The sequence below is a fragment of the Cobetia sp. SIMBA_158 genome, assembly GCF_046566945.1.
Classification (GTDB): domain Bacteria; phylum Pseudomonadota; class Gammaproteobacteria; order Pseudomonadales; family Halomonadaceae; genus Cobetia; species Cobetia amphilecti.
In genome coordinates, this window is sequence record NZ_JAWJYL010000003.1 from 73,405 (window position 1) to 85,071 (window position 11,667).

General features: G+C 63.8%; 11 protein-coding genes. 9 read left to right on the forward strand and 2 right to left on the reverse strand.

What is annotated here, in order from left to right; genetic code table 11:
- Positions 1 to 44: 44 nt before the first annotated feature.
- The 9 genes from R2R70_RS06320 (at position 45) to flgL (ending at position 10,325) form a co-directional block, all read left to right on the forward strand.
- A complete protein-coding gene (locus R2R70_RS06320; protein WP_131432086.1) occupies positions 45 to 734 on the forward strand; it encodes a flagellar hook assembly protein FlgD in 690 nt (229 codons plus the stop codon).
- Positions 735 to 865: 131 nt separating this feature from the next.
- Positions 866 to 2,125 carry a flagellar hook protein FlgE gene (gene flgE / locus R2R70_RS06325; RefSeq protein ID WP_410977608.1) on the forward strand — a complete coding sequence of 420 codons (1,260 nt, stop codon included), beginning with the start codon at positions 866 to 868 and terminating at the stop codon, positions 2,123 to 2,125.
- 75 nt (positions 2,126 to 2,200) lie between these two features.
- Positions 2,201 to 2,968, forward strand: a complete 768-nt coding sequence (locus R2R70_RS06330) for a flagellar basal body rod protein FlgF (RefSeq protein WP_410977609.1) — start codon at positions 2,201 to 2,203, stop codon at positions 2,966 to 2,968.
- Between the two features lie 26 nt (positions 2,969 to 2,994).
- A complete protein-coding gene (gene flgG / locus R2R70_RS06335; RefSeq protein ID WP_054556613.1) occupies positions 2,995 to 3,777 on the forward strand; it encodes a flagellar basal-body rod protein FlgG in 783 nt (260 codons plus the stop codon).
- Between the two features lie 121 nt (positions 3,778 to 3,898).
- Complete coding sequence (locus R2R70_RS06340) at positions 3,899 to 4,576, forward strand: flagellar basal body L-ring protein FlgH (RefSeq protein ID WP_410977735.1); 678 nt, start codon at positions 3,899 to 3,901, stop codon at positions 4,574 to 4,576.
- Positions 4,577 to 4,695: 119 nt separating this feature from the next.
- The gene (locus tag R2R70_RS06345) at positions 4,696 to 5,835 is read left to right on the forward strand and encodes a flagellar basal body P-ring protein FlgI (RefSeq protein ID WP_054556615.1); all 1,140 of its coding nucleotides are present in this window, start codon (positions 4,696 to 4,698) and stop codon (positions 5,833 to 5,835) included.
- Positions 5,835 to 7,265: a flagellar assembly peptidoglycan hydrolase FlgJ gene (gene flgJ / locus R2R70_RS06350; RefSeq protein ID WP_410977610.1), complete on the forward strand. Its 1,431-nt coding sequence runs from the start codon at positions 5,835 to 5,837 to the stop codon at positions 7,263 to 7,265. Before R2R70_RS06345 ends, flgJ begins: the two co-directional genes overlap by 1 nt.
- Positions 7,266 to 7,423: 158 nt before the next feature.
- Positions 7,424 to 9,055 carry a flagellar hook-associated protein FlgK gene (gene flgK, locus R2R70_RS06355; protein WP_410977611.1) on the forward strand — a complete coding sequence of 544 codons (1,632 nt, stop codon included), beginning with the start codon at positions 7,424 to 7,426 and terminating at the stop codon, positions 9,053 to 9,055.
- Between the two features lie 10 nt (positions 9,056 to 9,065).
- Complete coding sequence (flgL, locus tag R2R70_RS06360; RefSeq protein ID WP_410977612.1) at positions 9,066 to 10,325, forward strand: flagellar hook-associated protein FlgL; 1,260 nt, start codon at positions 9,066 to 9,068, stop codon at positions 10,323 to 10,325.
- A 120-nt stretch (positions 10,326 to 10,445) separates the two neighbouring features.
- Here flgL and fliR read toward each other — a convergent pair whose 3' ends face one another.
- Both fliR and fliQ read right to left on the reverse strand, forming a co-directional pair.
- Complete coding sequence (gene fliR, locus R2R70_RS06365) at positions 10,446 to 11,243, reverse strand: flagellar biosynthetic protein FliR (RefSeq protein WP_410977613.1); 798 nt, start codon at positions 11,241 to 11,243, stop codon at positions 10,446 to 10,448.
- Between the two features lie 60 nt (positions 11,244 to 11,303).
- On the reverse strand, positions 11,304 to 11,573 hold the full coding sequence (gene fliQ / locus R2R70_RS06370) for a flagellar biosynthesis protein FliQ (protein ID WP_054556620.1): 270 nt from the start codon (positions 11,571 to 11,573) through the stop codon (positions 11,304 to 11,306).
- Positions 11,574 to 11,667 lie beyond the last annotated feature (94 nt).

The window sequence follows — 11,667 nt, forward strand, 5'->3', positions numbered from 1 at the left end:
GGGCTTTGGCCTTCTGACCGCTTTTTCTGATTTCGGGTAACCGCATGGCGACGCTAGACACCAGTGTGCTCAATAGCATCAACCAGACCACCACGACCTCCGGCGTCACCGACAGCACGCAGTCGGTGAGCAGTACCGAGGAGCTCAATGATCAGTTCATGACCCTGCTGGTGGCGCAGATGCAGAACCAGGACCCGATGGACCCGGTGTCGAATTCCGACCTGACCGCGCAGCTGGCCCAGATCAGCACCGTCAGTGGTATCGAAGAACTCAACACCACCCTTGAGGGCATCACGGCGCAGATTTCCAGCAGTGAAGCGCTGCAGGCGGCCAGTCTGCTCGATCAGGGCGTGCTGGTCGGCGGCAATGCGGTGCTGGTGGGCAACGCGACCTCGACACCCTTCGGCCTTGAGCTGGCCGACGATGTCGACAATGCCACCGTCGAGGTGCTGGGCGCGGATGGCAGTGTGGTCAAGACCTTCGAGTTGGGCGCATTGGAGGCGGGTATTCATGGCTTCGTCTGGGACGGTTTGCTGGATGATGGCACTGAAGCCGCCGATGGCTCCTACCAGCTGGCCGTGACGGCCGAGCGGGCAGGCGAGAGCTATGACGACCTGCAGACGCTGAGTTATGGCGTGGTCAGTGGCGTCAATCAGACCGACAGTGGTGCTCAGCTGGACCTGGGCCCGGTGTTGGGCGTCGTCAGTCTGGACGCCGTGCGTCAGGTGCTTTGAGCTGAGCCCATGGCGTAGGGATAGCGCCAGCGAGCCCGCCGGACGGGCCACCAGTTTCAGGCCTTTTGGCCGCCCCGAGCTCGCTGACAGGTCTCGGGCTTTCATCTTCATCGCGATCAAAGGGACAGACCATGGCGTTTTCACAGGCATTGAGCGGCTTGAGTGCGGCGGCAACCAATCTGGATGTGATAGGCAACAACATCGCCAACTCGGAAACGGTAGGCTTCAAGTCCTCCGAGACCCAGTTCGCGGATCTTTATGCCAGTTCCCAGGCGGCGGGTATCGGGGTCCAGGTTGCCTCCATCTCCCAGGACTTCTCGACCGGTTCGCTGGAAACCACCGGGCGTGATCTCGATATCGCGATTTCCGGCGAAGGCTTCCTGCGTTTTGCCGACAGCACCGGTCAGGTGGTCTATTCGCGCAATGGCCAGCTCAATGTCGATGCCGATGGCTATATCGTCAATACGCAGGGCGCCCAGCTGACGGGCTATTCCGGCGAGCGAGTCACTGGCGAGCCCGTCGTGCTGCAGGTGCCGACCGCGCCCCTGGCGGCCAGTGCGACTCAGGATAACCTTGCCAACAGCATCTACGGCGCGCAGATATCCATCAATCTGGATTCCGAAGCCGAGCCGACCACCACGACCTTCGATCCGATGGATCCGACCAGCTATGACTACGCGTCGTCGATGACCGTCTATGACAGCCTGGGCAGCGAGCATGTCGTGACGTCGTTCTATACCAAAACCGGCAGCAACACCTGGGATGTTCAGCATGTCATGGACTTCGCCGGCAAGTCGGCCGAATACCAGTCGGATGTGAATGCCGGCATCACCCCGACGGTGGATTTCGATGTCCAGGTGGAGCCGATCAGCTTCGGCACCAATGGCCAGCTGAATAGCGACTACACCCAGACAGCCATGACCTACACCCTCGCGAACGGTGCCGAAGACATGAACTTCAGCATCGATCTGACGGGCAGTACCCAGTACGCCAACGACTACGAAGTCACCTCGCTATCCCAGAACGGCTACACCTCGGGCAGCCTGGTGGGTATCTCCATCGACGGTGACGGGCGGGTGATCGGCAGCTACTCCAATGAACTGACCCAGACGCTGGGCACCATCGCGCTGGCCAACTTCGCCAACGATCAGGGCCTCAAGCCCAATGGCGACAACAGCTGGCTGGCGACTGCGGAATCCGGTGAGCCGCTGGTCGGCGTGCCGGGCGAGGGGGTATTCGGTGATGTGGTCTCGGGTGCGGTGGAAGCCTCCAACGTCGACCTGACCACCGAGCTGGTCGATCTGATCATCGCCCAGCGCAATTACCAGTCGAATGCCCAGACCATCTCGGTGCAGGACGAAGTCCAGCAGACCGTGATCAATCTGCGTTGATCCGGGCTGACTGATGCCATGTCGCCTGACAGCGCCAGCGCTGCGCGTGTTATCTGACCAGATCGGAGTCGGCTGATGGATAGAATGCTCTACACCGCCATGAGCGGCGCCCAGCGCAGCCTGGCGGCTCAGGATGTCGCCAGTCATAACCTGGCCAACCTCTCGACCACCGGCTTTCGCGAGATGCTGACGCTGTCGCGGGCGGTGGATGTGCAGGGCGAAGGGCTGGCGACACGCATCTCCAGTCAGCTGACCACCGCGGGGGCCTCGATGGCCCAGGGCACGATCCAGACCACGGATCGCTCGCTGGATGTCGCGCTGGACGGCCCCGGCATGCTGGCCGTGCAAGGCGCGAATGGCGAGGAGCTCTACACCCGCAACGGCGCGCTGCAGATCGATGCCGATGGTGTCCTGACCTCCAGCGGCTTGCCGGTGCTGGGCGATGGCGGGCCGATCGAGCTGCCGCTCAACGCCATCGTGCATATCTCCGCCGATGGCAGCGTGAGTGCGCGCTCGGCGGCGGATGCACCTGACACCATGGTGCTGCAGGCCCAGCTCAAGCTGGTCAATCCCGAGGCCATTCCCGGCAGTCCGGCGCTTGTGCGCGGCGAGGACGGCTATTTCCGTCAGCCGCCGACTGCGGCGGGAGAGGCCGCGCCACCGCTGGCTGCCGACCCGCTGGTGCGGGTCGTCTCCGGCGCCCTGGAGAGCAGCAACGTCTCGGCGACCGACGCGATGGTCGCCATGATCAACAACGCGCGCAGTTTCGAGATGCAGATGAAGAGCATCGATACGGCAGAGCGCATGGCCGAGCGTGGCAACAGCCTGCTTGGTACCGACTGACCCCGTAATCACGGCGGAGCCCCCTGATGATTCGTGCCCTATGGACAGCCAAGAGCGGCCTTGAAGCTCAGCAGATGCAGATGGACGTCACGGCCAACAACCTGGCCAACGTCTCGACCAATGGTTTCAAGCAGTCGCGCGCGGTGTTTGAAGATCTGCTTTACCAGAACATGCGCCAGCCCGGCGCTGCCTCCTCTGCCACCACCGAGCTGCCCTCGGGGCTGCAGGTGGGCACCGGGGTGCGCACCGTGGCCACCGAGCGTCTGCACATCCAGGGCAATCTGGAGCAGACCGAGAACTCCAAGGATGTCGCGATCAATGGTCAGGGCTTCTTCGCGGTGATGCTGCCGGATGGCACCAATGCCTATACCCGCGATGGCTCCTTCCAGCTCGACAGCACCGGCCAGATGGTCACCGCCAGTGGCTACCCGCTGGACCCGGCGATCGTCATTCCGGCCAATGCCCTGAGTGTCGATATCGCCTCTGATGGCGTGGTCAGTGTCACCCAGCCCGGTTCCACCAACAGCACCGAGGTCGGCCAGCTGCAGCTGTCCACCTTCATCAACCCGACGGGCCTGTTCAGTCGCGGCGAGAATCTGTATTCCGAGACCGACGCCTCGGGGCCGCGCAGTGACAACGTGCCGGGCTTCAATGGTGCGGGCACTCTCTATCAGGGCTTCGTCGAGACCTCCAACGTCAACGTGGTGGAAGAGATGGTGGGCATGATCCAGAACCAGCGTGCCTACGAGATCAATTCCAAGGCCGTGACCACCACCGATCAGATGCTGGAGCGTCTGGTCCAGATGTAAGGGTTGTCGCATGTCGCTTTCGCGTGATCTCCCGGTGGTGGCACTGCCATCCCTGTCAGCTGTTTGCCCAGGCCAGAATGGCTTGGCGTTGCCTGGATTGGTATTGCCTGGCTGGCGTCGCATGCGCCGCGCGCTGGCTGGATTGGCGATGCTGGCCATGACGCTGGTAGGCGCCGGGTGTGCCCATATCCCCAGCGAGCCTCTGGTCGATACCACGCCAATGGAGTCGACGATGCAGCCGCGCCCGGAACCGATGGCCAATGGCGCCATCTTCCAGCCGCTGTATGGCAACCAGCCGCTGTTCGAGGATCGCCGCCCACGTGCCATCGGCGACATCATCACCATCCTGCTCGACGAGAATGTCAGCGCCAGCAAGAGCTCGGCCAGCAATGCCAGCCGTGACGGCAGCCTCGGTTTCTCGCTGACCGCCATCCCCGATTTCATGACGGGGCTGCTGGATGGCACCGATGCCGATATCGAGGGCGAGAATGACTTCACCGGCAGTGGTGGCTCGAATGCCAACAACAGTTTCACCGGCACCATCACCGTGACGGTCAGTCAGGTGCAACCCAATGGCAATCTGGAGGTGCGCGGCGAGAAGCGCATCGCGATCAATCAGGGCACGGAGTCGATTCGCTTCTCCGGGGTGGTCAATCCGCGCACGATTTCCTCGGCCAATACGGTGCAGTCCACCCAGGTGGCCAGTGCACGCATCGAATATGTCGGTGATGGCTATATCAACGAGGCACAGAACATGGGCTGGTTGCAGCGCTTCTTCCTCAATCTGGCGCCGTTCTGAGCCTGGCGTGCTGATTGCCGCGCAATGTCCTGGAGAGACTTGTTCTGCCGCGAATTGCCTCGCCCTGAATGGCCCGTCCCGATTTCTCACCACGCTGTCCCATCATGAGTCGCTATCCGATGCCTGAGATGCTCCCTTATCCCCGCTGGCGCGCTGCGCTGGCCGCCTGCCTGATGCTGGTGAGCTGCCTGACCTTGACGTTGCAGTCGGCGCAGGCCGATCGCATCAAGGACCTCGCCCAGGTGCGCGGCGTGCGCGACAACCCGCTGGTCGGCTACGGCCTGGTGGTGGGGCTGGATGGCAGTGGGGACCAGACCACCCAGGCGCCGTTCACCGGCCAGAGTCTGACCAACATGCTCTCCCAGCTGGGCGTGACGGTGCCATCGGGCACCAACATGCAGCTCAAGAACGTGGCGGCGGTCATGGTCACCGCCAGCCTGCCGGCCTTTGCAAGCTCCGGTCAGCCCATCGATGTCGTGGTGTCGTCGCTGGGCAATGCCAAGAGTCTGCGCGGTGGCACCCTGTTGATGACGCCGCTCAAGGGCGTGGATGGCCAGGTCTACGCGCTGGCGCAGGGCAATCTGATCATCGGTGGCGCCGGTGCCCAGGCCGGCGGTTCCAGCGTGCAGGTCAACCAGCTGACCGCCGGGCGCATTCCCAGTGGTGCGACGGTGGAACGCGGTGTGCCGACGCGTCTCGGGGATGAGAATGGCGTGATCCATCTCGATCTGTTCGAGGGCGATTTCAATCATGCCCAGAACGTCGCCAGCGCCATCAACCGCAACTTCGGCGGCTCGCTGGCCTCGCCGCTCAGCAGCCGCGATATCGTGGTGCAGGCACCGCGTGACCTCAGTCAGCGTGTCGGGTTCATCGCCAGGCTCGAGAACATCGAGGTCGCGCTGGGCGTGCCGCGTGCGCGTGTGGTGGTCAATGCGCGGACCGGTTCGGTGGTGATGAACTCCGAAGTGCGCCTGGCGCGCGCTGCGGTCACCCACGGCAATCTGTCGGTGGTGATCGACGCCAATCCGGTGATCAGTCAGCCTGCGCCGCTGTCCCAGGGGCAGACGGCAGTGGTCAACGACCCCGATATCAGCGTGAATCAGCAGGGCGGTGCGCTGCGCATGGTCGAGGGAACTGCCAGTCTGCAGGAGGTCGTCGATGGCCTGAATGCGCTGGGCGCCACGCCGCAGGACCTGGTCTCGATTCTGGAAGCGCTCAAGGCAGCCGGTGCGCTGCGTGCTGATCTCGAGGTGATCTGATGAGTGTGCTTGGTAGCGGTGCCAACGTGGATGCCGGTCGTCTGGCCTTCGACACCCAGGGTCTGGCGAGCCTCAAGGGGGCGGCCAGCAGTGGCGGCGAGCGTCAGCAGGAGGCGCTGGAGGAGAGTGCGCGTCAATTCGAGGCCTTGATGCTCAACATGATGCTCAAGCAGATGCGCTCGGCCACCGAGAACTCAGCGCTGACCGGCTCCCAGCAGCAAGAGATGATGACCTCGATGCTGGACCAGCAGCTCTCCCAGCAACTGGCCAGTGTCGGTGACGGTATCGGCCTGTCGAAGATCCTGATTCAGCAGTTGTCCTCCAGCACGGCAACAGGTACGAACACGGATAGCAGCACCGCAATCTCCCCTAGCGCAGCAGTGGATAGCGAGCCGGTCGCTGAACAGGGGGCCGACGGCTGGTTGTCGGCGGTGGGCCTGACCCCGGAGGTGGGCGCGGCTCGCGAAGGTGACTGGCAGGCGGCGGTGGAGACACGCGACGCAGATGAGGTCACCGGCTTCATGGCGATGCTCGATACGCTGGCCCCCGGCGGCATGGCGCGAGGCGTCTATGCCGAGCTGCCGATGGCGACGACAGGCAAGGATGACGTGTCTGACACCGTCAGCCCGGTGGCAGTGACCGACGTGGCAGCGCTCAGCGAGCAACAACGTCGTCAGCCCGAGAATGTGCAGCGCTTCGTGGCGGAATTTGGTCCCGCCGCACAGGCGGCCAGTCGCGAAAGCGGGCTGCCCGCAGAATTGATTCTGGCGCAGGCCGCGCTGGAAACGGGCTGGGGTGAGCGCCGTATCCACACCGAGGCCGGCACCGATAGCCATAACCTGTTCGGCATCAAGGCTGGCAGCAGCTGGCAGGGCGACAGCACCACGGTGCTGACCACCGAGTACCGCGATGGGCGTCGCATGCGTCTCGAGGACAGCTTCCGCGTCTATCCCGATCAGGCCAGTGCGCTGCGCGATCATGCCGCGCTGCTGACCGGCGCCCAGCGTTATGCCCACGTGACCCGGTCGCCGGACGCCCAGAGTGCCGCGCGCGCCTTGCAGGAGGCAGGCTACGCCACTGACCCGCACTATGCCGACAAGCTGATCTCGATCATGAGTCGGGTTGGCCCGCTGGAGGCCAGCGGGCCTCTCGAGACAGCGGGGACCCGCCTGGCGTCACGCGATACCGTGCCTGCGTCATCGTCTGTCGCAACCGCCAATTCAAGCTCCCCGCGCGGGCTGCTTGAGGCCTCCGCGCCGCTGTTTGCCCTCGACGCGCGCGATGCTCAGCCGCTGGTCGAGCTGGCGTCTGCGGCGGATGTGGCGTCTGTGGCGTCTGCGACGAATAAAGAGGTCGGTACTGGCAACGAAAGCACTGCATCAGGGGCCATCCAGTTGGCGATGGGCCGTTCAGAGCCGCTCTTCCGCTAGAGCCGCTGATGACGATTCACTGTCGATGAATTGCTGGCAACTATTGCTGCCTACGGTCTCAAGTTGGCGTCTGGCGCGCCGATAATCACAGCATCCGTACGCCGGTGTGGCGTCATTCACCTTCTCCCTTTTCCCATTGTTCCTTTCAGGTAAACGCCATGGCCAGCAGCATGTTGAGTATCGGTGTCAGTGGTCTGCAAGCCGCCCAGACGGCGCTTGCCACCAACAGCAACAACATCGCCAACGTCTACACGCCGGGCTATAGCCGTGAAACGGTCGAACTGAGTGGCAGCAGTGGTGGCGGTGTCAGCGTGGCGTCGATCAGCCGTCAGACCGACAGCTATCTCTCGGCGCAGCTGGACAGTGCCATGAGCGCCAGCACGGCGCTTGAGACCCATGAAGCCAACATCAGCCAGATCGACAATCTGCTCGCCGATGACGAGGCGGGCCTGGCGCCGTTGATGCAGGAGTTCTTCGGCGCCATCGAAGGCGTGGCCAGTCAGCCGAGTAACCCGGCGGCGCGCGAGAGCCTGCTGGGCAGCGCCGAGAGCCTGGCCGGGCAGGTCAATGCCTTCTCCGCCTATCTGGATGACATGGACTCTGCGGTCAATTCACAGCTCGGCGATGTGGTCGGCGACATAAACACTGCCACCAGCCAGATCGCCTCGCTCAACGAGCAGATTTCCCTGACGCGTGCGCGTACCGGCGAAGAGCCACTGGGCCTGCTGGACCAGCGCGATCAGGCGGTGACCGACCTGCAGTCGCTGGTCGGCGTCGAGGTGCAGGAGCAGGATGGCCGGCTGAGCGTCAGCCTCGGCAATGGCCAGCTGCTGGTCAACGGCAGCAGCAATTACGAACTGGCCGTGGAGCCAGACCCGCAGGACATGAGCCGTTCGGTGGTCACCTACAGCGTGGCGCCGGGCGTGACCAGCGCCATCGATGAGGCGCAGCTCGAAGGCGGCACCCTGGGCGGGCTGTTGAGCTTCCGCGCCGATAGCCTCGAGCCGACCCAGAATCAGCTCGGCCAGTTGGCAGCGGGTCTGGCGTTGACCTTCAATGCTCAGCACGCCGACGGTGTCGACGCCAATGGCAACGCGGGGGGCGACTTCTTCACTCTCGGCGATCCGGAAGTGCTGCCGGCCAGCGGCAATGCCGCCGGAGCGGACCTTGAGGTGACATTCGCCCCCGCCACCCAGCAGGACGGTGACGATTTCTACAGCGTCGCGCTGACCGGCGATGACTACCGCCTGAGTCTTGACGGCGGCACCTATCAGCTGGAAAACCTCAGCAGCGGCGCCGTGCAGACCCTGACCCCGGACAGCGAAGGCGTGATGCGCCAGGATGGCCTGGTGTTCACCGCCACCGGCATGGCGGACGGTGACAGCTTCACCATCCAGCCGACGCGCAATATCGCCGACACCTTCGGGGTCGCGATCGATGAGGGCGCCGAGATCGCCGCGGGTTCCAGCGACGCCAGCCTCGACAACCGCAACATTCTCGCCCTGCAGTCACTGCAGAGCAGCGACGCCCTGGGCAGCGCCGGCAGCTTCAATGATCACTACGCGTCACTGGTCAGCCAGGTCGGCAACCAGACCCGCCAGGTGCAGGTCAACCTGGAGGCTCAGCAGGGCCTGACCGAGCAGCTGTCGGCGGCAGACCAGTCGATCTCGGGGGTCAATCTGGATGAAGAAGCCGCGGACCTGATCCGTTATCAGCAGTATTACCAGGCCAACGCCCAGGTCATCCAGACCGCATCGACGGTGCTGGATACCATTCTGAACATCCGCTAACGAGGCCGTGATGCGCATCAGTACCCAAACCCTCTATGCCCAGGGCGTCACCTCGATGCTGGATCAGCAGGCGGCGTTCTCCAAGGTGTCCGAGCAACTGGCCACCGGCAAGCGCGTGGTCAATCCCTCGGATGACCCGAGCGCGGCCAGCCAGGCGGTGACGATCTCGCAGTCCCAGGCCGTCAATGAGCAGTTCAGTGACAGCCGCACCACGGCGCGCAACAACCTGTCCATCGAGGAAAGCGCGCTCAATCAGGTCACCGACACCATCACGCGAGTCCAGAGCCTGATCGTGCAGGCGGGCAACGGCACCCTCAGTGACAGTGACCGTGATGCGCTGGCCACCGAGCTTGAAGGCAGCCGCGAAGTGCTGCTGGGGTTGGCCAACAGCACCGACGGCAACGGCAACTATCTGTTCGGCGGCATGAGCGGTGACACGGCGCCCTTTGGCGAGGATGGCACCTATCGCGGCGATGATGAGCAGCGCCAGCAACGCGTCGACAGCTCACGCCTGATGGAGGTCAATCATACCGGCAGCCAGATCTTTGGCGGCGTGGCATCCGGCAATCAGCAGCTGGCCCGCCAGACCAGCGAGAGCGAGTCGTCACTGCCGATCACCTTCAAGGGGCCGGAAGTCGTCGATGCCGCGGCGCGGGTCGATGGCGCGGCCTACAGCGTGAGCATTGATGCCGCTGGCGTCACGATCAGCGGCACCGATGCCGATGGCAATGATCTTTCGGTCCTGGATGACGAAGGCAACCCGCTGCCATCGCCCATGGCGTACAGCGATGGCATGACGCTTGAGTTCAATGGCCTGTCGATGACGCTGTCCGGTGATGAGCAACAGGTCGCTGAAGCTCAGACCTCCGGCAAGGCAACCCAGCTGGTGGTCGAGGAGGGTGAGGCCAGTGCCAATCTGTTCGCCAACCTGGATGGCCTGATCACTGCGCTGAGCACGCCGATCGAGAGCGAGGCCGACCAGGCCGCCTTCAACAACGCCATCTCGACCGCCAGTCGCCAGTTCAGCAACAGCCTCGACAATGTGCTGACGGTGCGCGCCGATGTCGGCACCAAGCTCAACGAGCTGGATTCGCTGGATATCATCGGGGATGACCGTGAGCTCAACTATGCCTCGACCCGCTCGGACCTGATCGATCTGGATTACAACGAGGCGATCTCCGACTACTCGCTGACCCAGGTGGGGCTGCAGGCCTCCCAGCAGGCGTTCTCGGATATCTCGGGCATGTCGCTGTTCGACTATCTGCGCTGAGTGATGGCGTGACCGCGTTCGAGGAATGATGAAAAAGCCGCACTGGATACTCGCTCTCGCGATGGCATTCGGTGCGGCTCTTGCGTGCTGGTGGTTGCTTTTCAGATCACTGCTTGCGTGTCATGGCATCGTGCCCAGGCCTTCATGCACGGCCTGGAAGGCGCCCAGCGCCTGACGGAACAACAGCGACAGCCAGTCCGTCATGCCCGGCATCATCAGCCACAGCATCGCGATGCCCAGCAGCAGGGTCAGCGGGAAGCCGATCGAGAACACCGACAGCTGTGGTGCCGAGCGGTTGAGTACGCCCATCGCGAGGTTGATCGCCAGCAGCGAGGCCACCAGCGGCAAGGCCAGCAGCAGGCCGGCGCTGAACAGGCTGGCGCTCCACAGCAACAGATTCTCGAGCCCGACGGGCCCCATGCGGCGCAGGTCGAGGGGAATCTCGTGGAAGTGGGTGACCAGGATTTCCAGCACCAGCAGATGGCCATTGAAGGCCAGAAACAGCAGCATGGCCAGCATGCCCAGCAGACGCGACAGCACCTGGGTATTGGTGCCGGTGTCGGCCGAGAAGAAGCTGGCGAAGGCCAGACCCATCTGCAAGCCGATGAATTCCCCGGCCGCCTCGACGATGGCGAAGGTGATGCGCATCACCAGGCCCAGTGCCAGGCCGACGCCCATCTGCAATGCCAGCTGCCAGACGGCGGCCGGGCCGAGCACATCCACCGGGGGCGGGCTCTCGACCAGCGGCGCGATGATCAGCGCCAGGCCAAAGGCCATCAACAGGCGCACCGGCGTCGGCATGCTGCGGTGACCGAACAGCGGCGCGCTGATCATGAAGCCTGACAGGCGCGCGAAGGGCCACATCACGCTCAGCAGCAGGGCCTGGAGGTGCTCCGGGGACAGCAGGTCATTCGGCAATGGAGCGGCCTCCCGCCGGGAGTGCGTCGGGCTTTACGGTGACGCTCATCGGTGCATCGCTCATCCGATCAGGTGCGGGAAGCCGGTGAAGACGCTGCGCGTGAAGTCCATCAGCGTCTCCAGCAACCAGGGGCCGGCCAGTACCAGGGTGCCGAACACGCCGAGAATCTTGGGGATGAAGGACAGGGTCATCTCGTTGATCTGGGTCGCGGCCTGGAACAGGCTGACGATCAGGCCGATGAACAGGGCGCTGGCCAGCAGCGGGCTTGCCACCAACAGGGTGATGTACATGGCATGCGAGGCCAGGCTGGTGATGACTTCAGGTGTCATGGCGGCGCGTTCTCGATGGGCAGATGGGAGGTGTCGAGGCTGGCAATGCACGGTTGCGCGGCACGGTTGCGCGTCACGACTAGAAAGCCCGGTG